At 62.2% G+C, this 25,484-nt stretch carries 26 protein-coding genes; 11 read left to right on the plus strand and 15 right to left on the minus strand.

Features of this window, described 5'->3' with window-relative positions; genetic code table 11:
* Positions 1-18 precede the first annotated feature (18 nt).
* The 7 genes from J4D28_RS06620 to J4D28_RS06650 form a co-directional block, all read right to left on the minus strand.
* Positions 19-1,020: a glycosyl transferase family protein gene (locus J4D28_RS06620; protein ID WP_101282819.1), complete on the minus strand. Its 1,002-nt coding sequence runs from the start codon at positions 1,018-1,020 to the stop codon at positions 19-21.
* On the minus strand, positions 1,017-1,352 hold the full coding sequence (locus J4D28_RS06625; protein ID WP_103331610.1) for a TusE/DsrC/DsvC family sulfur relay protein: 336 nt from the start codon (positions 1,350-1,352) through the stop codon (positions 1,017-1,019). The genes J4D28_RS06620 and J4D28_RS06625 overlap by 4 nt, the downstream gene beginning before the upstream one ends.
* The gene (gene tusB, locus J4D28_RS06630) at positions 1,349-1,648 is read right to left on the minus strand and encodes a sulfurtransferase complex subunit TusB (RefSeq protein WP_009049763.1); all 300 of its coding nucleotides are present in this window, start codon (positions 1,646-1,648) and stop codon (positions 1,349-1,351) included. Before tusB ends, J4D28_RS06625 begins: the two co-directional genes overlap by 4 nt.
* Positions 1,648-2,010 (minus strand): sulfurtransferase complex subunit TusC, encoded by a 363-nt coding sequence (gene tusC / locus J4D28_RS06635; RefSeq protein WP_103331609.1) that lies wholly within the window; start codon positions 2,008-2,010, stop codon positions 1,648-1,650. Before tusC ends, tusB begins: the two co-directional genes overlap by 1 nt.
* Positions 2,011-2,013: 3 nt before the next feature.
* Positions 2,014-2,406 (minus strand): sulfurtransferase complex subunit TusD, encoded by a 393-nt coding sequence (gene tusD / locus J4D28_RS06640; protein ID WP_009049761.1) that lies wholly within the window; start codon positions 2,404-2,406, stop codon positions 2,014-2,016.
* A gap of 64 nt (positions 2,407-2,470) precedes the next feature.
* Positions 2,471-3,175: a YoaK family protein gene (locus tag J4D28_RS06645; protein WP_009049760.1), complete on the minus strand. Its 705-nt coding sequence runs from the start codon at positions 3,173-3,175 to the stop codon at positions 2,471-2,473.
* A 51-nt stretch (positions 3,176-3,226) separates the two neighbouring features.
* Positions 3,227-3,559, minus strand: coding sequence for a DUF6388 family protein (locus tag J4D28_RS06650; protein WP_016701876.1), 333 nt, complete (start codon positions 3,557-3,559; stop codon positions 3,227-3,229).
* Between the two features lie 282 nt (positions 3,560-3,841).
* Here J4D28_RS06650 and J4D28_RS06655 point away from each other — a divergent pair, with 282 nt between their 5' ends.
* A complete protein-coding gene (locus J4D28_RS06655) occupies positions 3,842-4,090 on the plus strand; it encodes a DUF1652 domain-containing protein (RefSeq protein ID WP_009049758.1) in 249 nt (82 codons plus the stop codon).
* Between the two features lie 90 nt (positions 4,091-4,180).
* Here J4D28_RS06655 and J4D28_RS06660 read toward each other — a convergent pair whose 3' ends face one another.
* The gene (locus J4D28_RS06660) at positions 4,181-4,417 is read right to left on the minus strand and encodes a DUF6555 family protein (protein ID WP_009049757.1); all 237 of its coding nucleotides are present in this window, start codon (positions 4,415-4,417) and stop codon (positions 4,181-4,183) included.
* A 482-nt stretch (positions 4,418-4,899) separates the two neighbouring features.
* On the opposite strand from J4D28_RS06660, the gene J4D28_RS06665 reads away from it, so the two are divergent.
* The 3 genes from J4D28_RS06665 to J4D28_RS06675 all read left to right on the plus strand — a co-directional run bounded on the left by J4D28_RS06665 (position 4,900) and on the right by J4D28_RS06675 (position 8,251).
* Positions 4,900-5,235, plus strand: a complete 336-nt coding sequence (locus J4D28_RS06665; RefSeq protein ID WP_016701875.1) for a hypothetical protein — start codon at positions 4,900-4,902, stop codon at positions 5,233-5,235.
* Between the two features lie 711 nt (positions 5,236-5,946).
* Positions 5,947-7,593, plus strand: a complete 1,647-nt coding sequence (mqo, locus tag J4D28_RS06670) for a malate dehydrogenase (quinone) (protein WP_009049755.1) — start codon at positions 5,947-5,949, stop codon at positions 7,591-7,593.
* A 259-nt stretch (positions 7,594-7,852) separates the two neighbouring features.
* The gene (locus J4D28_RS06675) at positions 7,853-8,251 is read left to right on the plus strand and encodes a hypothetical protein (RefSeq protein WP_016701874.1); all 399 of its coding nucleotides are present in this window, start codon (positions 7,853-7,855) and stop codon (positions 8,249-8,251) included.
* Between the two features lie 12 nt (positions 8,252-8,263).
* Here J4D28_RS06675 and J4D28_RS06680 read toward each other — a convergent pair whose 3' ends face one another.
* From J4D28_RS06680 to J4D28_RS06705, 6 genes are all read right to left on the minus strand, one after another.
* Positions 8,264-10,447 (minus strand): TonB-dependent siderophore receptor, encoded by a 2,184-nt coding sequence (locus J4D28_RS06680; protein ID WP_103331608.1) that lies wholly within the window; start codon positions 10,445-10,447, stop codon positions 8,264-8,266.
* Between the two features lie 333 nt (positions 10,448-10,780).
* Positions 10,781-12,187 carry an ATP-binding protein gene (locus J4D28_RS06685; RefSeq protein WP_009049752.1) on the minus strand — a complete coding sequence of 469 codons (1,407 nt, stop codon included), beginning with the start codon at positions 12,185-12,187 and terminating at the stop codon, positions 10,781-10,783.
* Entirely contained in the window at positions 12,184-13,995 is a 1,812-nt protein-coding gene (locus tag J4D28_RS06690; protein WP_009049751.1) for a DAHL domain-containing protein, read from the minus strand. Before J4D28_RS06690 ends, J4D28_RS06685 begins: the two co-directional genes overlap by 4 nt.
* Complete coding sequence (locus tag J4D28_RS06695) at positions 13,992-14,945, minus strand: cytochrome-c peroxidase (protein WP_103331607.1); 954 nt, start codon at positions 14,943-14,945, stop codon at positions 13,992-13,994. The genes J4D28_RS06690 and J4D28_RS06695 overlap by 4 nt, the downstream gene beginning before the upstream one ends.
* 25 nt (positions 14,946-14,970) lie before the next feature.
* Positions 14,971-16,839, minus strand: coding sequence for a GGDEF and EAL domain-containing protein (locus J4D28_RS06700; protein WP_009049749.1), 1,869 nt, complete (start codon positions 16,837-16,839; stop codon positions 14,971-14,973).
* Positions 16,836-19,112, minus strand: coding sequence for an EAL domain-containing protein (locus tag J4D28_RS06705; protein WP_009049748.1), 2,277 nt, complete (start codon positions 19,110-19,112; stop codon positions 16,836-16,838). Before J4D28_RS06705 ends, J4D28_RS06700 begins: the two co-directional genes overlap by 4 nt.
* Before the next feature lie 213 nt (positions 19,113-19,325).
* On the opposite strand from J4D28_RS06705, the gene J4D28_RS06710 reads away from it, so the two are divergent.
* Positions 19,326-20,684, plus strand: a complete 1,359-nt coding sequence (locus J4D28_RS06710) for an HD domain-containing phosphohydrolase (RefSeq protein WP_009049747.1) — start codon at positions 19,326-19,328, stop codon at positions 20,682-20,684.
* Positions 20,685-20,696: 12 nt separating this feature from the next.
* Here the strand turns inward: J4D28_RS06710 and J4D28_RS06715 are convergent, their stop codons facing one another.
* On the minus strand, positions 20,697-21,410 hold the full coding sequence (locus J4D28_RS06715; protein WP_009049746.1) for a murein L,D-transpeptidase catalytic domain family protein: 714 nt from the start codon (positions 21,408-21,410) through the stop codon (positions 20,697-20,699).
* 141 nt (positions 21,411-21,551) lie between these two features.
* On the opposite strand from J4D28_RS06715, the gene J4D28_RS06720 reads away from it, so the two are divergent.
* The 6 genes from J4D28_RS06720 to J4D28_RS06745 all read left to right on the plus strand — a co-directional run bounded on the left by J4D28_RS06720 (position 21,552) and on the right by J4D28_RS06745 (position 25,211).
* Positions 21,552-23,123, plus strand: a complete 1,572-nt coding sequence (locus J4D28_RS06720; RefSeq protein WP_009049745.1) for a murein L,D-transpeptidase — start codon at positions 21,552-21,554, stop codon at positions 23,121-23,123.
* A gap of 108 nt (positions 23,124-23,231) precedes the next feature.
* Positions 23,232-23,504: a hypothetical protein gene (locus J4D28_RS06725; RefSeq protein ID WP_009049744.1), complete on the plus strand. Its 273-nt coding sequence runs from the start codon at positions 23,232-23,234 to the stop codon at positions 23,502-23,504.
* Positions 23,505-23,675: 171 nt separating this feature from the next.
* Positions 23,676-23,999, plus strand: coding sequence for a hypothetical protein (locus J4D28_RS06730; protein WP_169751699.1), 324 nt, complete (start codon positions 23,676-23,678; stop codon positions 23,997-23,999).
* Positions 24,000-24,152: 153 nt separating this feature from the next.
* Complete coding sequence (locus J4D28_RS06735; protein WP_028682827.1) at positions 24,153-24,389, plus strand: hypothetical protein; 237 nt, start codon at positions 24,153-24,155, stop codon at positions 24,387-24,389.
* A gap of 83 nt (positions 24,390-24,472) precedes the next feature.
* The gene (locus J4D28_RS06740; protein ID WP_009049741.1) at positions 24,473-24,889 is read left to right on the plus strand and encodes a VOC family protein; all 417 of its coding nucleotides are present in this window, start codon (positions 24,473-24,475) and stop codon (positions 24,887-24,889) included.
* A 130-nt stretch (positions 24,890-25,019) separates the two neighbouring features.
* Positions 25,020-25,211, plus strand: a complete 192-nt coding sequence (locus J4D28_RS06745; protein WP_009049740.1) for a hypothetical protein — start codon at positions 25,020-25,022, stop codon at positions 25,209-25,211.
* Positions 25,212-25,484 lie beyond the last annotated feature (273 nt).

Genomic DNA, 25,484 nt, shown 5'->3' on the forward strand with positions numbered 1-25,484 from the left:
TCGGGCGGTTATGATCGGTTAAATCGATTTGTTGCGAGCGTCCCAGTATTGCCGAGCCTGCTCGAACGCCTGCTCCCGCGGCACGCCGAGCCCGCGCAGGGCGAGGGCCATGGTGGCGATCAGCGCCAGTTGCGGGTAGCTGTCCTGCACATCGCCGCGCCAGACGGCTTTCAGGTGCTCGGGGTCGAGGGCGGCTGGTTTGACATGGCGCTGCTCGGACAGCGCCGGCCATTCCTCATCCCAGCTGACACCGCCAGTAGTGCCGTACAGATGGCTGGCGCTGTCCGGGTTGATCTCGATTTCGCCGCCGTCGCCCTTGATCACAATGACGTTGTCCCCCAGCAGCCCGCTGGCATCGCGGTGCACGCCCTGATAGCCGGGGTGGAAGATGCTTTGCAGGCCGCAGCGCGCGCCCAGCGGGTTGAGGATGCGCGCCAGGGAGTGGATCGGCGAGCGCAGGCCCAGGGTGTTGCGCAGGTCGATCATGCGCTGCAACTGGGGCGCCCAGTCGCCCAGGGGGATAAAGGCCAGGTTGCCCTGGTCCAGCGCCTTGCCTACCGCCTGCCAGTCGCGGCACAACGGGATGTGCAATTGTTCCAGCAATTGCTCGGTGTACAGCCGGCCGGCGGTGTGGGCGCCACCACCGTGCAGCAGGATGCGCACGCCGTTCTGTGCCAGGCACTTGGCGGCCAGCAGGAACCAGGGCAGGTGGCGCTTTTTGCCGGCGTAGCTGGGCCAGTCCAGGTCGACCTTGATCGGTGGCGCCTGCAGTCGCTCGCGCAGGGCCTCGGTAAAGCCGGCCAGTTCCTCGGGGCTTTCTTCCTTGTGCCGCAACAACATCAGGAAGGCGCCGAGCTGGGTGTCCTCGACCTTGTCGTCGAGCAGCATGCCCATGGCTTCGCGGGCTTCTTCACGGGTGAGGCTGCGGGCGCCGCGTTTGCCTTTGCCGAGAATGCGCACGAACTGCGCGAAAGGATGCTCGGCGGGCGTTTCGGTGGTCAGCGAGGTGAAATCGGTCATAGGCAATTGGTCGGCTTGGGCAGGCCCGCCAGCTTGGCGGCAAGTTTGGCGGGAGTGCCTTTGAACAGTCGGTTGAGGTGCAGGCTGTTGCCCTTGTCCGGGCCCAGCTTCAAGGCGGTGTATTTGATCAGCGGGCGTGTCGCGGGCGACAGCTGGAACTCTTGATAGAAGCCGCGCAGCAGCTCGAGGATTTCCCAGTGCTCGGGCGTCAGCTCGATCTGTTCCGCCGCGGCCAGGGCATCGGCCACCTCGCTGGACCAGTCGTCCAGTTCCACCAGGTAGCCGTCCTTGTCCAGGGCGATGGTGCGTTCGCCGACAGTCAGTGCATTCATAACCAGCTGTTGACCTTGTCGTAGTGGATCGACAGCGCGACGAACCCCGGGTAATCGACGCTGGTGGCCCAGGCTGGAACTTCCAGGCCTCGGGCCTGGTGGTCTTCCGCCAGGACGTAGAGCGCCAGCGCCTCCCCGCGTGCCTGCAAGGCCGCCAGCGGTGCGCTGCCAGGCTGCAGGGCGTACACCGCGTCGCCACACAGGAGAATGGCATCCTGCGCGCCAAGCAGGCGCAAGCAACTGGTCAGCCGGGAGTCGGTGAAGGGCGAGTGGGACAGCACGTGCAAGGTCGACATCAGAGGGTGATCACCTGGTCAAAACGGTCAATAAGTGCGCCGAGTTCGGCCGGGGCCAGGACCTGCACCTCGTCCAGGTTCAGCGCGGCCGGGTTGAGGCCACGTTCCGCCACGCTGGCGCCACAGGCGAACACCTGCTCCACACCAAACAACGACAGGGCCTGCAGATTGGCGCTGAGATCCTTTTGCTGCACGGCGGCGGCTTGTTGCCCGGGGGCGAGCTGAAACACGCCGTCGTCGAGAAACAGCAGGCCGATCGGCAAGTCGAAGGCGCCGCCGGCCAGCACGATATCCAGTGCCTCGCGGGCGCCGGGGCCGGACCAGGGCGCCTGGCGGCTGATAATCAACAGGGATTGCGCCATGTTTCATGGCCCTCCAAAACAGATCAGGCGGTCGGCCGCCTGTACGGCGTCGTGCAACTGGCCGAGCCCGGAAAGCTCCCAGGGCGCGCTCAGGTTGACGGCCGGGCGCTGGTAGCGTGCGGCTTCCTCCTGGTTCAACACCCCGCGGCGCAGGGCTGCGGCAATGCACACCACGCCATCGAGCTGGTGCTCGCTGACGAAGGTCCGCCATTGCGCGGGCAGGTCCAGCTCGTCCTGCGGGGTGACGATGTTGTCCGATGCGCTGTGCACGCCATCCTGATAGAAAAACAGCCGCACGATCTCGTGGCCACCGGCCAGCGCTGCCTGGGCGAATGCCAGGGCGCGGCGCGAGGAGGGCGCGTGAGCGGCGGAGAAAAGGGCAATGGCGAACTTCATGAAGAACTCTGTCTGCAAACCTGGGGCCATGATAAAGCTTTATGCCGGGCCCGGCGAAGTGGCTTTAGCGCGGCATATAGCCCAGTTGCCAGCGATGGGGGATCTTCAGCGACAACAGCCCCAGCAGCGCCGACAGCAGGCCGCTGACGAACAGGGCCGCGAGGCCGAGATGCTGTTCCAGAACGGCGCCCAGCACGGCGCCGGCGAACATGCCGCTCCAGGGCACCAGCTGCACGCGCCAGCCATTGCGCCGCTCGCCGAGCATCCAGCGGCCCAGGCCGCGGCCAAAGCGCGACAGGGCGCCGGTGACATAGGTCAGGCCCACGGGAAGCCCGTTCACTTCCTCGACGGCGGCATTGAGCATGCCCATGGAGATGATCGCGGCCAGCACGGCCGGTAGCCGTTGTTCAAACGGCCAGGCGGCTGCCGCGCACAGCAGCGTGGCAATGCACAGCAGCAGCGGCAGGGCGCGGCGCCCGCCAAAGCGGCTGACGACTATGCCCAGGGCGTTGCCTGCGATGAAGGTGGCGACCAGCAGCACCAGGTGCAGGGTCAGGGCCAGGTCGGCATCGCTGATGGCGACGGCCAGGCGCGTGGTGTTGCCGCTCATGAAGGAGACGAAATCGCCGGTGGCCATGAAGCCGATGGCGTCGGTCATGCCGGCCAGGACCGACAGGCTGGCGACCAGGCACAGGCCTATGCGGCCGCGCCATTTCTGGCGCCGCAGCAGCTCCGGGTTACTACGAAGACTGGTGGAAGAGGGCAGCATCAGCGTTGACTCATGGTGACAGTGATCCTTTATCGAAGGCCCGAGCGGCGCTCAATCGCGCGGCAGGCCATGTAGCTCGCAATACTCGCTCCAGGGCATGCCGGCCATTTCCGCCACTTCCCGGTGCACTTCGAGCCGCCGCGCGGCAAATTCCTCCGCGCTCTGTGCGGTCAGTTGCAGGCTCAGTTCCCAGGCAAACAGGCCCTGACGTTCCGCCTCGGCCTCGAAGGCTTCGTGCAGTCGCTCGGCGCGGTATTGTTCCTGGGTTTCGCCCCTGGCCTGGGCGGCCAGAGGGTTGAGGTGATCGAGTGCTTCACGAAGCTCCGGGCGCGCCGCGAGAAACTTCTGCAGGGCCACTTCATGCGGGTGTTCGGGGGCGGCCATCGGTGATCCTGGATGGGGTTGGAGGAAGTCGTTTCGGCTTGGGGCTGTGCGAAAGCCCAGCGACCATAACGCCTGGCCGGTCCAGCGTCAAAATGCTCCCGGGCGGAGCTGCCGCGACGGACGGTCGAAGCCATGTCCGCGCCATGCCACTGAGCGGATTGGCTTGGCAAAAATGCGTGCTGGATAACACTTTCCACTGAATGCCTTGGTATGAGCCCCGTTCTTGTGACCTATTCTCAACAGGCACTCTCTCCAAGTGGCGTCGCCAAGGAGGAATTTCTCATGCTCTCGATGGACGAGCTTTGCCAGATCCTGGAGTCCGGTTTTCTGCCGCTTTCCTGCACCTGCACCGTCAACCCCGACGGCTCCCTGGCGATCAAGGTTTTCGAGCCGCAAAGCGGACGGATCGACCTGTTCATTACCAGGGTATCGACCGAGCATCTCACCAGTGTCCGCGCGGCGGCCAATTTTGTCGGTGAGTTGCGGACTGAAATCAGGGCGGGGCGTCGGGCATTTGCCGGCGGTTTCTAGTGATTGAACACGTTGAGCATTGGGCAGGTCGAGCGCGCTTCCTTGCGCGAATGTGGCAGGTGACGTCTGAACGGTTGCGGGGAGGGGGGGCTAGTTCTTTTCAGACAGCTCTCTCCAGTTCGCCAGCGTGACGCCACTGCGCTCGGCGAATGTCTGCATGGTGCGGTAGGTCCCGCCGCAGGGGGTGTCGAGGGTAATCAGGCACCCTGAATGCAGAAAGGCAAGATACCAGGTATCGCTGTCGCTCAATCGCGCGCCCTGGTAGGTGAAGGTCCTTTGCGAACCTGCGAAACAGTAGCGGATTTCGAAAGTCTTGATGCTGTTCATCGCCGCGTCCTTTGGGCTGTATTTGGGTGTTGGCGATTCAAGATATTCCCAAAAGGACGCGTTGGCGTGCACCGCTCATCCGAACTCTATGAACAGTCGCGGTTCGTTCCTCAAATGCTTCGCCGCATTCTCCTGCACCTCACGCGCGCCTGGCTGCAACCGCCCTCAATAGGTGTCATGTTGAGCCAGGTCGTCGGTGATGCTGAACCAGGGCGCCTTGCTCCCGACAAAGATATGGCGGCTGGCGCTGACCCGAGGATCGCTGTCCAGGGTCCCCAGGGGGAACCCGGGTACGTGTGGGGCGGCATCAAAACGGGTGAACCATTTGCCTGTTCGGGACGTGATGGGGTTAACGGTTTTTTGACAGCTGTCAGGTGATGATCGCCGGGCGGGGGGACCGTTCGGCGAAAGAGGCAGGTGCTGCTAACGGTCGGCGCGGGCAAATGATACATTTCTCGATTTTTTAGGGGTGAGGAAGACATATGCGAGTTTGGCTAGGGGCGTCGCTGATGGGATTGTTGGCCGGGTGTTCGTTACCCACGGCTTTGGCACCGGGCAAGCCGAATGTCAGTGAGCTGACTGGCAAAACGCCAAAAGACTATGCGCAGTGTGTTCTGCCGGCCTGGCAGCGTGAGACGCCCAGGAGCACCCAGGCCGATATCTCCAACGGTTATCGGATCACCGCTCCTGGCAGCCTGGCATCGGATGAGGTCGTGGAAGTGGTGAAGTCGAAGAACGGCAGCCTGGTCTCGCTCTACCAGGGAACACCCTGGGCCAAGTCCGCGGTGCTGAAAAAGGCCGTGCACGATTGCCTGTAAGGCCGCTTCACGCCTTGCGTGAACGACCTGTCAAAGTGACAGCCCGCTGCCGTGGAACCGCAGGATCCCACCCACAAGAAAGCCCTGACCGTTCAGGGCTTTTTTGTGCCGGGTATTCGCCGGGCCTTGTCCGGAGGGCTCACTTTGCTCGAATCAGGGCAAGTTCTTGAATCATCAAGGTGCTTTTCTGCATAAAAACAGGATAAATCTGACAGTTTTTTTGACGGCTTTATCCGTCCAGTAGACAATGGCGCGTTAGCCACCACCCATGATGGCCATTATGTCCGTTTTCAGCAGGAGGGCTGCCAGGGTTGGGGGCGATCCCTGTTGCGATACCCGTGGCCTTGCCGCTGTCAGGCGGTGATCGGGGCATTGGCAGCAGGCCGATCGTGATACCGGGTGTTGTTGACTCACTCCTTTGGTTACACCCGACTAGTCTCTCTGTGGGAATGTGGTTTTAGCGGGCGTTTCGGACCGTCGATCGATGCTGTCCGAAGGCGTCCCAACAAAAGAGTGTCACTCAAGTAGCTGAAGCCAATAGCGAATAAGAAGTCAGCGCAGGAGCGACATATAAACTGAGGTCGATAGTGTCATGTCGGCCTTGTGTGCCCACCCTTCAGTTCTTCTGAGTGCGGGAACCCATGGCGGTGCCGGGGCGACTGATGATCGAGAATGGGGGGGCGGATGGCGTTCTATCGTAGGAACTACTGTATGTTGAAAAAAGTGAACACGGCCCTGCTGGGCTTGGCGATGACGATGGGGCTCAGCTCCGCGTACGCCGCCGAGACCAAGAAAGTGGATGTGCTGCTCATCGGTGGCGGCATCATGAGTTCGACCCTGGGTGTCTGGCTCAATGAGCTGGAGCCGGGCTGGTCGATGGAAATGGTCGAGCGTCTCGACGGCGTTGCCGAAGAAAGCTCGAACGGCTGGAACAACGCCGGTACCGGTCACTCTGCCCTGGCGGAACTGAACTACACCCCGGAAAACAAGGACGGCAAGGTCGAGATCGCCAAGGCCATCGAGATCAACGAAGCGTTCCAGATTTCCCGCCAGTTCTGGTCGTGGCAGGTCAAGAACAATGTCTTGAAGGACCCGCGTTCGTTCATCAACTCCACTCCGCACATGAGCTTCGTGTGGGGCGATGACAACATCAAGTTCCTGAAGAAGCGCTACGAAGCGCTTCAGGCAAGCCCGCTGTTCGCCGGCATGCAGTACTCCGAAGACCCGGAGCAGATCAAGAAGTGGGTCCCGCTGATGATGGAAGGGCGCGATCCGAAGCAGAAGATCGCCGCCACCTGGTCGCCGCTCGGCACCGACGTGAACTTCGGCGAGATCACCCGCCAGTTCGTCGGCCACCTGAAAGCCCAGCCGAACTTCTCGCTCAAGCTGTCGAGCGAAGTGGAAGACATCAAGCGTAACGAAGATGGCTCCTGGCGCGTGGTGTACAAGAACCTGAAAGACGGTACTGAAACCCAGACCGACGCCAAGTTCGTGTTCATCGGCGCGGGCGGCGGTGCCCTGCACCTGCTGCAGAAGTCGGGCATCCCTGAAGCCCAGGAATATGCCGGTTTCCCTGTGGGCGGCTCGTTCCTGGTGACCGAGAACCCGGCGATCGCCGAGCAGCACCTGGCGAAGGCCTACGGCAAGGCGTCGGTCGGCGCTCCACCGATGTCGGTTCCGCACCTGGACACCCGCGTGCTGGACGGCAAGCGCGTGATCCTGTTTGGCCCGTTCGCGACCTTCTCCACCAAGTTCCTCAAGGAAGGTTCGTACCTCGACCTGCTGACCACTACCACCACTCACAACATCTGGCCTATGACCAAGGTCGGCATCAAGGAGTACCCGCTGGTCGAGTACCTCGCCGGCCAGCTGATGCTGTCGGATGAAGACCGCCTGAATGCCCTGAAAGAGTACTTCCCTAACGCCAAGGCTGAAGACTGGCGTCTGTGGCAGGCCGGCCAGCGCGTGCAGATCATCAAGCGCGACGAGCAGCTGGGTGGCGTGCTGAAACTGGGCACCGAGATTGTCAGCGCCAAGGACGGCAGCATTGCCGGCCTGCTGGGTGCCTCGCCAGGTGCTTCGACCGCCGCGCCGATCATGCTCAGCGTGCTGGAGAAGGTCTTCAAGGACAAGGTCGCGACGCCTGCCTGGCAGGCGAAGCTGCACCAGATCGTGCCGAGCTACGGTACCCAGCTCAACGGCAGTCCTGAGCGTGTCGCTCAAGAGTGGGCCTACACCAGCGAAGTGCTGCAATTGACTCCGCCACCGGCCATCGGTCAGACCGCTGCTCCTCAGCAGCCGGCTGGCGACAAGCCGAAAGCGCAAGAGAGCAACCCGTCGGCTGACATGGCTCTGTAATACCCGGCTGCGCCCAACACTGTTGGATGCCGCCAATACCCGGAACCCGCTGTTCGTTCCAGGTTAAAAAAAACGCCGCTCCCAGGAGCGGCGTTTTTGTTTGTGCGGCGCGCTCAAGCGCCTTTGCCCTCGCGTCCTGCGACCCTGCCTTGCGCCCATGGCGCCTTGCTGACCGAAACATCCAGGTCACGCCTGCCCGGGAACTATTGCCGGGGAATCCCTTTCCATAAGCTCGACGCAATGATGCCTGGAGAAGGCGATGTTCAGAGCTGGCTCTTTAATCTCGATCGTCTCGATTCTGCTATCGATCCCGCTGGATGCCGACGCTGCGCCTGGCGCGCAGGCGAACGCGCGGTACTCCAACGATCATGCGAATTGGGAGCGTCTTCCCGTGGTCAACTACTACCAGGTGAAAACGCTGTTGCAGGCTTCGAAGCGGGACTGGAGCCCGACCGCGGCCCTGCCGGCGGACATCAGGCAGAACCTTCGCCGGGGCAGGACGTTGCCCGCGCAGCAATCGCGACGCTTGAACCCCAGGCTGGTCCGGCAGTTGCCGCGTTACGACGGTTACCAGTGGTGGCGCGCGGGTTCCGATCTGCTGCTGGTCAGGACCTCGAATCGGATGATTTTCGACGTCCTGGTCGACGCCTTCCAGTAGGCCTGGCCCCGATCAGAAGTTGATCGAGGCACTCAAGCGCGCGGTCAGGGGCGCGCCCTGGAACAGGTAGCCATCGCCCATGTATTCACCGGCATCGCGCCAGTAGCGCTTGTCGAACAGGTTGTCCACGGTCAACCGGAACACGGTGTCGTAACCGTCGATGCGGGTGCTGTAGCGACTGCCGATGTTGAACACGGCGTAGCTGCCGGTCTGCACTTCGCCCTCGCGGTTGGCGTATTTGCGACCGCTGTACTGCACCCCGCCAAGCAGTGCCAAACCGTCGAACCAGGGCAGGGCGTAGTCGCCATAGAGGCTGGCGCGCAGGGTCGGCACGTTGAGCGCCTGGTGACCTTCGTACTCCGGGGTGTCGCTGCCGGTGACCCGCGCGCGGATCGCTGCGACACTGGCCGAGACTTGCAGGCGTTGGGTGGCCCAGCCATTGGCCGAGAGTTCCAGCCCGGTGTTCTTCTGTTCGCCCTGCTGGGTGAAAGTGAAGGTGCCGTCGCCATTCGGCCGGGAATACTGGTAGGCCTGGCGGATCTGGAACAGCGCCGCGGCCAGGCTGATGCGCTGCCAGTCGTATTTGATGCCGGCCTCGATCTGCCGCGACACGGTGGGCGCGAGGATCTCGAAGGCATTGCTGGCGAACCACGGCGCTTCGCCGCCCAGGGACAGGCCCTTGCTGTAACGGGTGTACAGCGCCAGGTTCTGCACCGGCTTATAGATCAGCGCGGCCTGGGGCAGGAACACATAACGCTGGGTGTGGCGGGTGGTATCGCCCTGGTCGTCGAAGGTTTCCTCGTCCAGGCGTACTTCACGCCCGCCGAGCACGGTCTGCCAGTGTTCGTTGAAGCTGATGCGGTCGTTGAAGAACAATCCGTACTGGCGGCTGTCCAGGCGGCGGTAAGAGTCGTTGAGCGGTCCGTCGTAGCGGGCGAAATCCGCTGGTTCGCCGTTGATATTGGCGCTGCCGATCATCTGGTTGATCGGGTCGCGCTTATCCACCACGCGGCGGAACGCGCTGGTCCCGACGCTGAGTTCGTGACCCAGGCCGGCGGTGTCGAAGCTGCCGCTGAGGACGGCCTGTACCTCATCGTTGCGCCGGGTATCGTCGGGGCTGCGGAAGTCGTAGATGTCGTAGTCGCCCTCGGGGCTGAAGTGATTGGGCACCGCTGTGCCGGCGCAACTGGCGGCGCCATAGCAACCCCAGGCGAACGAGCTGTAGTCGTCGATCACCACCCGGCTGCGCGAGGCGCTGAGGTTGCCTTTCCATTGATCGTTGAAGCGGTATTCGAAATTGCCATTGAGGTTCAGCGCGTCGGTGCTGACCGGCTTCGAGCCGCTCTGGTGCGCCAGGAGCTTTTTCGGCGAGGCGTGGTGCGGCAGGCTGGAGCCGCCGAGCAACTGATAACCCGGGGCCGAACGCTGTTCCTTGGTCTGGTACTCGACATCCAGTTGCAACAGGGCGTCGGGGCTGATGTTCCAGTCGAAGGCCAGGGACGCGAAGTCGCGCTGGCCATTGGTGTGTTCGACGTAGGAGTGGATGTCCTCGTGGGCCAGGTTGGCGCGCAGCCCGAACTGCTGTTCGCTGCCGAACCAGCCGCCGACGTCGGTGGCCACATAGCCGCTGCCGCGATCGTCGGTGGAGACCGTGACCGAGCGCACGTCGGTGGGGCGCTTGGTCACGTAGTTGATCAGCCCGCCGGGTTCGCTGACGCCGCTCTGCAGGCCGTTCAGCCCCTTGAGCAATTCCACCTGCTGCTTGTTTTCCAGGCCGACGTTCTGCTCGCCGGTGATGCTGCGACCATTGATCCGGTAGCTGCTGGCGGCGTTCAGGGAGAAACCGCGCACCGTGAAGTTCTCGTAGTAACCGACCGGCGCGTAGCTTTCACCGACCGAGGCGTCGTTCTTCAGCACCTCGCTGAGCAGGCGGGCCTGCTGGTCCTTGATCAAGTCTTCGTTGATCACCGCAATCGAGGCCGGCGTGTCGAGCAGGGGAGCCGCCTCGAAACCACCGACCGCGGCGCTGCTGGCCTGATAACCGGAGCGGTCTTCGCCGGTCACGGTCAGCGCCGGCAATTCGGTTTCGGCGGCCTGGGTCACGGGTGCGGCACCGGCCAGCAGCAGGCTCAGCAGATTGCGCGCGAACCGCGGGGCGGGCAGCCCCTGGCGGGAGGCCCGGTAAAGCATATCCATGAAAAGCTCCTCGACGATGGCGATCCCGGCCCCGGCGAATACCAGGCACGGAGGTCCAGGCGCGCTCGGGAAAGCATCGTGCTGTTTAAGACGGGGGAAGCGCTGTGTGCCCTGAAGGCGTCAGGCCGGATTTGCTCCGGTGGTCATTGGCAAGACGAAATCCGCGACCCATTCTTGAAGCGCGCCATCATACAAGAGATCGGGCTCGTGGCATGCACGGTCCCTGTAGGAGCGAGGCTTGCCCGCGATGGGGGTTTACCTGACCCATCGCGCTGCCTGGATCGCCAGCAAGCTTGGCTCCTACAGAAGCGGTGGCGTCATCGAGAACGCCGTTCAGCCGGCCTTTTTGCTCTGGTGCACGGGAAGCTCGACGCGGAAGGTGGTGCCGACACCGACCTCGCTGCGCACCGAGATGTCGCCGCGGTGCTTCTTGACGATGCCGTAGGACAGCGACAGCCCCAGCCCCGTGCCCTGGCCCACGGGCTTGGTGGTGAAAAACGGGTCGAAGATCTTCTGCAGGCTGTCCGGCGGGATGCCCGAGCCGTTGTCGGCCACTTCGATCCATACGTTTTCGCCCTCGACGCCATTGCGCAGGGTAATGGTGCCCCGTTCGTTGCCCATGGCCTGGGCGGCGTTGACGATCAGGTTCATCACCACCTGGTTGATCTGCGAAGGCAGGCACTCGACCTCCGGCAGCTCGGCGTACTCCTTGATCACGTCGGCCTTGTACTTGATCTCGGCGGCGACGATGTTCAGGGTCGAGTCGATGCCCTGTTGCAGGTTCGCCCATTGCCATTCCTGGGTCGAATCGACCCGGGAAAAGTCCTTGAGGTCCTTGACGATCTGGCTGACCCGGCCGATGCCGTCCTTGGACTCCTTGATCAGCAATGGAATGTCCTCGAGGAGGAAATCCAGCTCGATGTCCGTGCGCAGCTGTTTCAGCCGATCGCGCAGCTCGCTGGCGCCGATCCCGGTTTCGGCGTTGGCGTAAGCCTCGAGCATCTCCTGCAAGCGCTTGAAGTAATTGTCCAGGGCGCCGAGGTTGGAGGAAATGAAGCCGATCGGGTTGTTGATTTCATGGGCGACCCCGGCGGCCAACTGGCCCAGGGAGGCGAGCTTTTCCGATTGCACCAGCTGGCTTTCCAGCAGCTTGCGCTCGTCGATTTCCCGTTGCAGCGCGGCGCTAGCCTGCTTGAACGCCAGGGTGCGTTGCTCCACCCGTTCTTCCAGCTCGCTCATCTGCAGCTGCGCGCGCAAGGTCATTTCCCACTTGGTGGTGAGGGTGTTGGCCATCTGCTGGACTTCGATATTGTCGAAGGGCTTTTTCAGGATCAGCAGGCGGTCATGACCGTTCAGGCGATCGAGCAACTCGTCCCAGGAGTAATCGGAATAGGCGGTGCACACCACCACCTGCAGCAGTGGGTCGTGTTTCCACAACTCTTCGATGGTTTGCGCGCCATCCCAGCCATCGGGCATGCGCATGTCGACAAAGGCCAGGGCATAGGGCTGGCCCTTGCTCGCCGCCTCCAGCAGTTTGCCCAGGCCTTCCTGGCCACCGTAGGCCGAGTCCAGTTCGAACACCGTGGCGGCGGTTTTCGGCGCACTGCCGAACAGCGTGCTTTCCATTGCATCGAGGTCGGCGCTGTCGCCGGTCTTGGGGGTGAGGATCTTGCGGAAGTCGTCGTGGATCGTAGGGGTGTCGTCGATCAGCAGGACGCGCCGGTTTATCGGGTTGTTCATGACTCACCTTCGGCGGGGATCAGTGGGATCTGCAGGACGAACAGCGCGCCTTTGCCCGGACCGTCGCTGTGGGCGGTCAGGTGGCCATTCATCTCGATGGCCGCCAGTGCGCAACTGTGCAGGCCGAACCCATGGCCTTCCTTACGGGTGGTGAAGCCGTGGGCGAAGATGCGGGTCATGTTTTCCGGGGCGATGCCTTCGCCTTCGTCGCGCACGCTGATCTGCAAGGTTTCGCCGTCGACCACCGCTGCCGCCAGGGTCATGTTGCGCGTCTGGTTGGCCAGGTCGGACATGGCGTACTTGGCGTTGCTGATCAGGTTGATCAGGATCAGCAGCAGGCGGTGTTTGTCGCCCATGATCCGCGGCACATCGGCGTAATCCTTGAGCACGGTCACATGATGGCGGGTGAGGGCGCCGGAGTTCATGCGCAGCGCGTCTTCGAGCAGCTCGCTGATCGACAGGGGTTCCAGCAGGCTGCTGGCACCCGCATAGGATTGCTGGGTGGCGACGATGTCCTTGATGTGATCGACGCTTTTGCTCAGTTGCGTCAGCTCCTCGGTCATGCCTTGCTGTTCCAGGTCGATGGCCTCGACCAGCTGGTTCAGGTAGCCGGGCAGCAACTTGCCTTTTGCATCCTCGGTGAGAAAGTTGCCCAGGTCCTCTTTGTGCTCGTTGATCAGTTGCATCGCCTTGCCCAGCCCCTGGGCCTTGCTGTTGCGCAGCTTGCGGCTGACCAGGTCGGCGGAGATGTTCACGCTGTTGAGCACGTTGCCGACGTTGTGCAGGACGTTGGTGGCGATTTCCGCCATGCCGGCCTGGCGGGCGGTGTCGAGCAGCTCGCTCTGGGTGTCCTTGAGCTGGCGCGTGCGCTCTTCGACCCTTTGCTCGAGTTCGTCGTTGGCGGTCACCAGGGCCCGGTTCATCTGGTTGATCTCGGCAAAGCTGCGGATCAGGCGGATGCCCAGCCAGATCAGCAGCAGCACCAGCAGCGCGGAAAACAGCAGCAGGTAGAAATGGTACTGCTGGTCGACGGTCTCGGCCTGCTGCTGGTCGCGGTTGAGCAGGACGGTGATGTCGTCCAGGCGTTCGTCGACCGGCACCACTTCTATTTCCTCGAGCAGGCGGTTGACCTTGGGTTGCTCGCGCAGGATCAGCCCGACGTGGTTGCTGAGGGTATCGATCAGCTCATGGAAGTCCGTGGGCAAGCGCTCCTTGTTGACCGCCAGCTTGTTCAGGCCCACCAGGATGTCCGCGGCCCGGTCGGCGGAGGTGACCTGGGCGAACTCCAGGCTGCTGAGCAACAGGTCGTAGGTATCGGTGGCGATGTTCTGCAACTGCAATTTGTCCACGTCCTGCAGTTGCGCCAGCTCCTGCTGGATGTCGTCCTCGGCGGTCGGCAGGAAGGCCAGGGAGTTGCGCAGCACGGAGTTGTGCGACTTGAACTGTTCCACCAGCCGGGTCTTTTCCTTTATCGCGCTCAGGTAGCCGTCATGGGCGTTGCGCCACAGCGGCGAATCGTTGCGCTGGTTCTGAGCCTCTATCGAGTCGAATTTCTGCCACAGGCGCGTCATTTCGCCCAGGGGTGAAACCAGTGGGTCGTAGTTGTGGGTGATGGCCACCCTGGCCTTGAGTATTTCGTTCTCCCACAGCGAATCCTGCTGCTTGATCTGGCGGATCAGGTCGCGGGATTCGGTGTAGGTCACGGTCTGGTCGGACCTGGACTTGAGGTAGAGAAACAACAGGATCGAAGCCAGCAGGGCCGCCAGGGCGGACAGCAGCAGGATGCTCACGCGACGGGATACTTTCATAAGGGTTTGCCTTCCCACTCGCCGGTCAGGGTCTTGAGAAACTTGACGATCAGGCGTTTGTCTTCCTCGGACGGTGTACGCCCCAACTGGTACTTGAACATCACCGTCACGGCGCCTTCGAGGGTGGCTTGCGAACCGTCGTGGAAGTACGGCGCGGTGACCGCGACGTTACGCAGGCTCGGTACCTTGAACACATTGCGGTCTTCTTCTTCGCCCGTGACATTGAACCGTCCCAGGTCGGCCTCGGTCGGATTGCCCCGGGCCGCGAAGTAGTCGCCGAGCACGCCGAATTTCTGGAACATGTTGCCGCCGATATTCACCCCCTGGTGACAGGCGATGCAGCCGTATTCCTGGAAGCGCTGGTAGCCGTACTTTTCCTCGATGTCGAGGATCTCGGTGTTGCCCGCCAGGTACTGGTCGAAGCGCGAGTTGACGCTGAGCAGGGTGCGCTCGTAGTCGGCCAGGGCGCCCTGGATATTGCCCTGGGTCACGGCGTCGGGGTAGGCGTCGGCGAAGGCGGTGCGATAGGCTGGGTCGTCGGCGATACGCTGTACCACGACTTTCCAGTCGCTGCCCATTTCACTGGGGCTCTGCACCACGATATGCACCTGGTCTTCCAGGGTCTCGACCCGACCGTCCCAGAACTGATGGAAGTTCAGGCTGGCGTTGAACACGCTCGGGGTATTGACCACCACCGGCTTGCCATCGAAACCCAGGGAGTGCGGGACGGTGTCGGCACCACCTTGGTCGAGGCGATGGCAACTGGCGCATGACAGGCTGTTGTTCACCGACAGGCGTGGGTCGTTGAACAGTCGTCGTCCCAGTTCGACCCGTTTGCTGTCCAGCACCGGAACTGCGGGGAGGGGTTTGAGCGGTCCTTCCAGTGGCGCAGCCGCGGCGCCTGGAGCGAACAGCAAGCCAGTCGAAAGGAGTAAGACGAGTGACAACATGGAGGTTTCCTTACCAGGCACAACTTCATGGATGGGGCAGGTGAGGTTGCAGGGAGTCGACCAGGAAGCGGGCGAAGGCGTCGGGCTCCACGGCCTTGCTGAAGTAGAAGCCCTGGCCTTCCTCGCAATGGTGGCGCTTGAGGAAGTCCAGTTGCTCGAGGGTCTCGATCCCTTCGGCGATGATGCTCAGGTTGAGGCTCTTGCCCAGGTCGATGATGCTGCTGACCAGTTTCGCGTCGTTGCTGTCGGTACCCAGGTCACGCACGAACGACTGGTCGATCTTCAGCACGTCGACCGGGAACTTCTGCAGGTAACTCAAGCTCGAGTAGCCGGTGCCAAAGTCGTCGATGGCCAGGCGCACGCCCAGTTGCTTGATGGCGCGGAGCGTGGCGATGGTGGCGTCGACGTTCTGCATCAGCACGCTTTCGGTGATTTCCAGCTCCAGCAGCTTCGGGGCGAGCCCGGTCTCGGTCAGCGTGCGGGTGAGACGCTCGACGTAGTCGCGCTGGCGAAAATCGATGGCCGACACGTTCACCGACATGCAGATGGGGGGCAGGCCCTGCTTTTGCCAGGCCTGGGATTGCAGGCAGGCTTGGCGCAATACCCATTGGCTGAGGGCGACGATCAGTCCGCTGTCTTCGGCCACCGGGATGAAGGCCGAGGGGAACACCCAGCCATGGCCGGGCCGGTTCCAGCGCACCAGCGCTTCGGCGCCGACCACCGTGCCCCGGGCCAGGTCCAGCTTGGGCTGGTAGTGCAGGACGAACTCTTCGCGCTGCAACGCCAGGCGCAGGCCGGTTTCCAGGGTCTGCTGCTGGCGCGCGCGCAGGTTCATGTCGTCGATGAAAAAACTGAAGTCGTTGGGGCCGCAATCCTTGACGTTGCGCATGGCGGTCTCGGCCTTCTTGATCAGCGTTACGGCATCGGAACCGTCGTCGGGGTAGATGCTGATGCCCAGGCTGGCGGTGACCGTCAGGTCGTGGCCTGCCACGGAGTGAGGGGTATTGACGGCGGCCAGGAGTTTTTCGGCCACCCCTCGGGTCTGCTGCGGATGCAGGATGTCGCCGAGAATCACCACGAACTCGTCCGAACCGTAGCGAAACACCGAGTCGGACTCGCGCACCGCCGCCGCCAGGCTCTGGGCGACGAGCTTGAGCATTTCGTCTCCCGCCGGGTGCCCGAGGGCATTGTTGATGCGTTTGAAACGGTCCAGGCCGATGAACATCACCGCCAGCTTGCGGTCATGACGGCGTGACTGTGACAGGTGCTGGGTCAGGCGGTCGCCCAGCAAGGTGCTGTTGGGCAGCCCGGTGAGCACATCGTAATGCAGCAGGTGCGACACGCTCAGCAGTTCCTGGACCCGTTCCTCGATGGTCTGTTCCAGGTTGCGCATCTTGCTCGCCACGTCCTGCGCCAGTTGCCACTTCCAGGTCAGGGCACTGGCCATCTGGCGGATCTCCAGGCTGTCGAATGGCTTTTTCAGGATCAACAGCTGGTCGCCGAACTCGATGCGTTCGGCCATGGCTTCCCAGGAGTAATCGGAGAACGCCGTGCATAAAGCGATCTGCAGCTGCGGGTCGGTTTTCCAGAGGCGTTCGACGGTCTGCAGGCCATCCCAGCCGGGTGGCATGCGCATGTCGATGAAAGCCAGGGCATACGGCCGGCCTTCGGCCTGGGCGCGCTTGACCAGTTCCACGGCCTCTTCGCCCTGGTAGGCGGAGTCGATCTGGAAGTGCTGGTGAGGCCTGCTGTTGACGCCGAACAGCAAGGCTTCGGTGCTGCCCAACAGCCCTTCGTCTTCGGGGCTGAGAATCTTGCGAAAGTCCTGATGGATCGCCGGTGTGTCGTCGATGATCAGAATCCGCCGATTGGGCGCCACGGATAAAGGGCTCACCTGAAATGCTCCGACGTGGGATCCGCCGGCCAGGCACTGCCATCCATAGCGACAGACCTGGCCTTGAGCAGTTCGCCAGCCTGGTCGCTGTCGACTGCCGTACCAAGTGAGTGCCCCAGTGGCGTGCCGCTGGATATCAGGGTCGTGCGCTGCTCCTGGGTTTCCACCCCTTCAGCGGTGACCCCGATCCCCACCTCGCGGGCGAAGTTGAGGATGGCCCGCAGCGTCATGGCGTTGTCCGGGTCGCTGCTGGCGCTGTCGAGAAAACGCTGGGCAAGCTTGAGGTGGTTGACCCTGTAGGTCTTGAGGTAGTCGAACGAGGAATACTCGGTGCCGAAATCGTCGATGGCGATCTTCACGCCCAGCTCGCACAACCTCGGCAGGATATCGTTGTGGGTCCACTTGGTCTGGGCCAGGGTACCCTCGGTGACGTCGAATCTCAGGTCCCACGGGCACAGGCCCCAGCGCGTGGTGGTGCGCAGCACGTCGTAGATCAGTTCCGATCCGGTCTTGAGCTGGACCAGGGACAAATGGATCGCAATCAACGGCGGCGCCACGTTCTGGTCGCGCCAGGCGCTCATCTGCCGGCAAGCCTGGTCCAGCAGCCAATGGCCGAGAGCGATGACGATGCCGGTCTTCTCGGCCGCGGGCATGAAATCCTCGGCCTCGAGCCAGCCGCGCCGGGGGTGGAGCCAACGGACCTGCGCTGCCATGCCGAGGATCCTGCCGGTGCCGAGATCGACTTCCGGCAGGTAATGCAGGTGCAGTTCGTCGCGTTCCAGGGCCAGCTTCAACTCGTTGGCCAGGGTCACCCGCTCCGTGACTTCCCGGTTGATTTCCTCGCTGTGGAAATGGAACTGGTTGCGGCCCTGGTCCTTGGATCGGTACAGCGCCATGTCCGACTGCGCCATCAGGCTGTCGGCGCTCAGGGTCTGCGGGCTGTAGAGGCTGATGCCGATGCTCACCGAGATGCGCACCTCGTTACCTTCCAGCGAGTAGGGCAGCACCAGGGTGTCGCGGATTTTCGTCGCCAGCGCGGCGCAGTGCGTGGCCTCGTCGACGTCCAGTTGCAGGATCGCGAACTCGTCGCCACCCAGGCGCGCCACCACATCGTTTTCCCGGGTACAGGCCCTGATACGTCGGGACACTTCCTGCAACAACAGGTCGCCGATGGGGTGGCCGAGGGTGTCGTTGATGCGCTTGAAGTGGTCCAGGTCCAGGTAAAACATCGCGAAGGGCGAGGATCCCCGCCGGGCCGCGGCGAATGCCTGGTGCAGGCGCTCGATCAGGGTGGCGCGGTTGGCCAGCCCGGTCAGGCTGTCGGTGCGGGCCATCAGGGCCATCTTTTCTTCGGCTAGCTTGCGTTCGGTGATGTCGAGGATGATCCCTTCCACTTCGACCAGTTGGCCCTGGTCGTTGCGCACCGGGATGTAGCGGTTTTCCACCCAGCGGAAGGCACCGTCGCCGGTGCGCATGCGGAACTCGATGGACGCTCCCGCCACATCCCGGTCGAGGACCCGGAGCATGGCGCTCTCGACCTTGGCCTGGTCATCGGGGTGGATCAGCGTCTGGGCCCAATCGGCCGAGGCCACCAGTTGCGCCGCCACATGGCCGAACTTGGTGATGTTGTGGGAGATGTACATCAACTTGAACGACGGCTCGCCGCGCAGGCGATAGAGGATGGTGGGGCTGTTCTGCACGATGATGTTGGCATCGGCCAGCTCGCGGGTGCGTTCCTCGACCGCCTGTTCCAACTGGTCCATTTTCAGCGCGGCGTCTTCGGTCATCTGCCATTTGACGGTCAGGGCGCTGGCCATCTGGCGGATCTCGATGGCATCGAAGGGCTTTTTCAGGATCAGCAGGCGGTCGCCCAGTTGCAGGCGCTCGGCGATGTCTTCCCACGAGTAGTCGGAGTAGGCGGTGCACAGGGCGATTTGCAGCTTGGGGTCGACCTGCCACAGCCGCTCGATGGTTTCCAGGCCGTCCCATCCAGGCGGCATGCGCATGTCGATGAAGGCCATGGCATAGGGCGCATTGCGTTCCAGCGCCGCTTGCACCATGTTCAGCGCCTCCCGGCCCTGGAATGCCGAGTCGAGGAAAAAGTGCTCCAGCGCGGCACTCACGGGCGTACCGAACAGGGCGGCCTCGGCGTCGCTGAGGCCGTCTTCGGGGGCATCCGTGGCGGCGAGGATCTTGCGAAAATCCTCGTGGATCGACGCCGTGTCGTCGACGATCAGAATTCGCCGGTTGGTCCGGTCTGCCGACGCCATCATCGTCGTGCTCCAACCCAGCGCGGGGACCTTATAGATAGGCTCATCGGGCTTCCCTTCCTGCTTCCTGGACATGCAATCCATTTTCGCCTTGAGCATAGTCAGGCTCCCCTGTATGCGCTAATCGGCCGGCGTCAAATCCATGCCGAAACGCTACAAGTCATCTAGCCTGTCCCAGAAGGCAGGTCTGATCGAAGTCAAAAGGGAGGGGGAGACATGGAAGAACATACAGCGGGCGCAGCCCAGGACAGATCGACGGTACTGCTGGTCGACGATGAGGAATCGATTCTCAATAGCCTTCGCCGGCTGTTACGCAGCCAGCCTTACGATATCCTGCTGGCCGACAGCGGTACCAAGGCCCTGGAAATCCTCGAACAGCGGCCGGTCGACGTGGTCATGAGCGACGCCCGGATGCCGGGCATGGACGGCGCGACCTTGCTGGCCCATATCCATCAGCGTTATCCATCGACGCTGCGCATCCTGCTCACCGGTTATGCCGACATGACGTTGATCGCCAAGGCCATCAACGAAGGACAGATCCATCGCTATATCAGCAAGCCCTGGAACGACGAGGACATGCTGGTGACGCTGCGCCAGGCCCTGGCCCATCACCATTCCGAAAGCGAGCGCCTGCGTCTGGAAGCGCTGACCCGGCAGCAGAACGAGCAACTGAAGAGCCTCAACTCGACCCTGGAAAAGCGCGTTGCGGCGCGCACCGCCGAGCTGCAACAGACCGCCGACATGCTCGACCTGGCCTATGAAGAGCTCAAGCGCAGCTACGTGACCGGCACCGAGGTGTTTTCGCTGCTGGCGAACCTGCGCTTGCCCAAGGCCAAGCAGACCAACCGGCAGATCATCGAACTGATTCGCGTCTACTGCATCACCCATGGCCTGGATGAAAGCGAAAGCCGCGACATGACCATGGCCGCCGCGTTGTACAACATCGGCAAGCTGAGCTGGACCGACAGCATGATGACCGCGCCAGCGGATCTGCTGCACCACACCGAGCGCGACCTGTACCGCGCCTACCCGAAACAGAGCGAATCGCTGCTGATGACCCTGGAGCCGATGAAGGACGCGGCGCGCATCATCCTGCATCACCAGGAGCGCTGGGATGGCAGTGGTTTTCCCGATCATCTCAAGGGCGAGGCGATTCCGCTGGGCTCGCGCTGGCTCAAGCTGGCCGTGGACTTCATCGAGTTGCAGCGTGGGCTGATCCTCGAACGGCAGATGAACAGCGATGAGGCGCTGCTGTTCATTCGCAAATACGCCGGCAAACTCTACGATCCGGACCTGGTGGAGGACTTCGTCGGCGTCTGCGCGGCCTATCAGAACGATGTCACCCTGGCCGATCCGACGGTCAGGGTCCTGACCACCCGGGACCTGGCTGCCGGCATGACCCTGGCGCGCAACCTGAATGCCGACAACGGCATGCTGCTGCTCAATGCCGGCAAGGTGCTGAGCGGCCCGCTGGTGGACAAGCTCATCGCTTTCGAAGCGATGGAAGGGGCCAAATACAGCATCTTTGTCAAAATACCCGAAGAGCCGGAAACGGCGGCCTTAGCCGCCGGTTGAGGGACGAACGGATTAACCGCCGCTGGCGGCGACAATGCTGGCCACCTGGCGTGGCTGGCAGTTGAGATAGGGCGAGGATTTCAGCCATTGCTGGTCGGGGTACCAGGAAAACATGAACTGACCGTCCTTGAGGCGGTCGATCACCTGGCGTGCCACCTGTGGCCGCACGGCCGGGCAACCCAGGCTGCGGCCGATGCGCCCTTGGCGTCGGCTCCACAGGGGGCTCACGTAGTCGGCCGCGTGAATCACAATGTCCCGATCGCGGGCGAGGTCGTTGAAGCCTGGTTCCAGGCCGTCCATGCGCAGCGAATAACCGTGGCTGCCTTCATAACTTTCCTGGGTGCGAAACAGGCCGAGGCTGGACTGGAAGCTGCCCATGCGATTGGAAAACTGGGTGGCGAAGTTTTCCCCGGATTTCTGCCCGTGGGCGACCAGGTCGCGCAGCACCAGGGTTCTTTTATTCAAATCGAAGATCCACAGGCGGCGGGCGGTGGAAGGTTGCGAATAGTCGATGACCGCCAGGTGCCGGGCCTGCCTGGCGCCGCTGTTGACGGCGCATTGCATGGCGCTCAAGGCACTTTTCAGCACTTGGGGATTGAGTTCTGGAGCGGCGTGGGCGAGGCTGTTGTAAAGCAGCGGAGTCGTGTTGTTGGCGGCGAGCGCGGGGCTGCAGATCGCGCCTAGGGTGGTCATTGCCAGGCAGAGCCGGCGCAGAAAGGTCAGCATTCTAGAGTGTCCCCACAGTCACTTTGGCTCCCGACGTCCTATCGCTCTTCTGGCAGTTCTGGTTACAGGTGGTTGGACGATTTTTCGCAGCCACTGCCGAGGTTGACCATCACCATGATGGCCATGATTGGAGTAAAGCAGTTGTTCAAAAAACACGCATGTTACTTGAGCCTTTTCCTGCTCGCTGCGCCGTTGGTCGCGACTGCTCAGGATGTACCGGTCAATCATGAGAACCCTGTGCAACTGGTATTCACTCGATTGTCCGCTGCCTGTCCGGGGTTGGCGGCGCACCTGGACATTCCCGCCCAGAGCCTGCTACAGGCCTTTTACCAACAGCAGGGTGACCAGCCGCTCTGGTCGTCCAGCGCACGTTTGGAGGCGTTGCAGGCACAGTTGCAGCAACTGGCCGACGATGGACTGGACCCGGCCGACTACCGGTCACCGGCCAGCGCGCTCGCGGGCGACGCGCTGTGCGCCGACCTGAGCTTCAGCCAGCATTACCTGCAAGCCCTGCATGACCTGCATTACGGCCGTCTGTCGCAAGCCCGTTTCGAGCCGATGTGGCACGCCCACCCCTTGCAGCTGGATCGCCAGGCGCAGGTGCTCGCCATCGCCGGGCCCGGCCTGCAAGACATCCCGGCGGCCTTCGCGCTGGCGCGGCCGAGCCTCGAGCAATATCAGAACCTGCGCCAGCTGTATGCCCAGCAGCGCCAACTGGAGTTGCCCCATTGGCAACCGCTGCCCAGCGGGCCGCTGCTGCGTCCGCAGATGCAGGACGCGCGGGTGCCGGAGTTGGCGCAACGGCTGTTCAAGGAGGGATACCTGAACACCCTTGGCAACGAGGGCGATACCCTTTACAGCGGCGACCTGGTGAGCGCGGTGAAAAGCTTCCAGCTCAGCCATTCGCTGCAAGTCGACGGGGTGATCGGCGCGGGGACCTTGAATGAACTGAATATCAGCCCGCAGATGCGCCGCGAACAGCTGCGCATCAACCTCGAACGCTTTCGCTGGCTGGCGCAGGACATGGAACCCGACAGCCTGCTGGTCAACCTTGCCGCGGCGCAGTTGATCGTCTATCAGGACGGCGTACCGGTGTGGCAGACCCGGACCCAGGTGGGGCGTGCCGAGCGCCAGACGCCCTTGCTGAAATCCCAGGTCACGCGCCTGACCCTGAACCCGACCTGGACGGTGCCGCCGACCATTTTCCGCGAAGACAAACTGCCGGAAATTCGCCGTGACCAGTCCTTCCTCAATCGGCAGAACCTGCAGGTGCTCGATAGCGAGGGGCATCCCCTGGCGGTGGAAGATATCGACTGGGACAACCCCGGCAATATCCTCCTGCGCCAGGAGGCCGGGCCGAGAAACCCGCTGGGGCAGATGGCGATCCGGTTCCCCAACCCATTCTCGGTGTACCTGCACGACACGCCCAGCCAGGCGTTGTTCAACAAGGGGCCGAGGGCCTTCAGTTCGGGCTGCGTACGGGTCGAGCATGCGTTGCAGCTGCGCGATCTGCTGGTGAGTCCGGCGGAGCGGGTGCGTACCGACGAGTTGCTGAGCACCGGGCTCACGCATGAGTTCAGGCTGTCGACGCCGGTACCGATCCTGCTCACGTACTGGACGGCGCAAGCCGACAGCCATGGCCAGCTGTCCTATGCCCCGGACATCTACGGACGGGACGCGGCCTTGCTGGTGGCGCTGAACAGCAAGCTTTGAGCGCCTGGCCATGGGCATGGGAGCGCTGTGCCTTTGGTCAGGAACTGCTGAACATCCGCCGGTGCGCGACGATCTGAATAAATAAGAGGGCCATAAAGGAGAACCGAAATGGTTCAGCGTCGCCGCCACCACATCTCGCAGCTGTCCCTTCGTATCGAAGGGCTGCGGGCCAATGTCCTGCAATTCAAGCAGGATGAGTTCCAGATCCAGCAAGCCCTGTGCGGTGCTTCGGCGACAGCGAGGGTGCGCGATCTGGAGGATGCCTTCGATGAGATCCGGGAATCGATCAACCACACCGAGGCCTTGCTGGAAGCCCTGGTCCAGGTCGCAGGAGGCGTGGGGGAAGAGGGCGCAGGAGCCTGCCAGGCCGCTGGCCGATAAAGGGGCCCGGCACAGGACCGGATTCGCGGCTCCAGCTGCAGGCACCGCTACGCGATTGATGAAAACCCGGCCATTGCGCCGGGTTTTTTATGGCGACGCGAATGGCTATCATCGCTCGGTGATTTTTCAGCGTAGGTTGCCATGGCCTTTTTCGAGTTATTCGATCAATTCATGAGAAGCATGCTGGCGGCCTGGCTCTTTGTCGGTATCTGCCAGCTGGCCCGGTTCGTCTTCTCGCAGGCCCCGTCCAGGTTGTCCGGATGGATCACCCTCGCCGGGCTGGCCTTCTTGATGGTGTACCCCTGTGGGTGGGACTGGGCTTCCGGCTTCATGGAAAACGCCTGGGTGGCGATGTGCAGGGTCTACCAGCATTCGGCCTCTCAACTGGCGCTGTTTCTGGCCGATGCGGCGGGCGCGGCATTGGGCGGCCTGGTCGCCTACCTGATGTCCCGTTATGTCATGGCCGCCCCGGCGCCACTGAAACCTGCCGGCTGAAGCGCTGACAGATACAAAAACAGCCTCGCCACTTGTGCGGGGCTTTTTATGGCCTTCGGAAAATCTGTCTCTAACTCTTGATGGGGGCCTATCGACTGGCATGAATCAATGGGCTGTGCCTTACTCGAACTTCATTTACTGAGGGATGCGGCCATGACTGAGCGCCATTTGAACCACAGTGAAACCCTTTCCAATGGGTGCAAGATCAAGGTGCGGTCAGAGATCCTCAGAGATGGCTCGCTCAAGATGTTCATTGGCATCTACAAGCCGGATGGCAGCGTTATTGTCGAGGATAATGACCTGGCCCCGGATGGTCTGGATATGGAGGATGCGTTTGAGTGGGGGATCGACAGGGCCAAGAAGATTGGCAGCGAGCAGAAGGTGCAATGACAGGTCATGCCGCGCGCTAAATAAGCCGGCATGCAGAGAACCAGGTAAATTGGCCGGCCAAGGAACTGAATGGATGCTAGAGCATGTTCAAGTTGAACGCTCTGGTGCCGGAACTGATCGTTTCGGACCTGCAGCAGAGTCTGTATTTCTACTGTGACGTGTTGGGTTTCAGGGTCGAGTACGACCGACCCGAAGACAAGTTTGCCTTTCTCTCCTTTGGCAACAGCCAGATCATGCTGGAGCAGGACTGGCATGACGATTCACCCTGGCGTGTGGGCCCCCTGGAGCCTCCCTACGGACGTGGCATGAACCTCTCCATCGAGTGTCCGGATGCCTTTGCCCTGGTTTGTGCACTGGAGAAGGCTGGTTGCGCGATCAGGAGATCCGTCGAAGAGCATTGGTACCGCAGCAATGACCGGCAATTCGGGCAGAGGAATTTCCTGGTCCTGGACCCTGATGGTTATCTGCTTCGTTTTGCAGAAGATATTGGCGTGAAATAACTGCCAAACAGCACCGGAAGCTCGAACGGTTCGACAGGTATCACGCCATTTGCCGGCTATCCGTTACGGCAGGGGTTGCCCGCGATTCAGGCGTAAAATGGCGGTGCTACCTCGTCAAAAGGAGTCCCATATGATCGCCGACCAAGTAAGCAAGCAGGCGTCGGAACAAAGAGTCTGGGATCAATACTTCTGCGCTGCGTTGATTGCCGAAAGCAACCTGACGGCACCGGTCGTAGGAGTGGCCACTCACGAAGACAGGCAGAACCTGTTGATCGAAAGAGCCAAGACGCTCGCCGACAAGATGATGGAATCCAGAAAATAACCAGAGCCCGGCCATAGTGCCGGGCTTTTTGCATCCATCTCCTTGCACATGACCAAGGTCTGCCGACCGTTATACCCATGATGACGGTGCTCTGTGGTATCGATTGAGCACTCGACCCTCAGACTTTCTCGAGGCAGGTACAAGCCGGTTTTCAAGGGCAAATGTATGCCGTAGGCGCCGGCCAGGCGACTCCAGATCCAGATGGACGGCTGGGCAGGTAACTTGTTGATACAAATATGAGTACGTATCATTTAGTTTCAAATCAAGGGTGCG

The sequence above is a fragment of the Pseudomonas sp. GW531-T4 genome (assembly GCF_017349615.1).
GTDB lineage: Bacteria > Pseudomonadota > Gammaproteobacteria > Pseudomonadales > Pseudomonadaceae > Aquipseudomonas > Aquipseudomonas chlororaphis_I.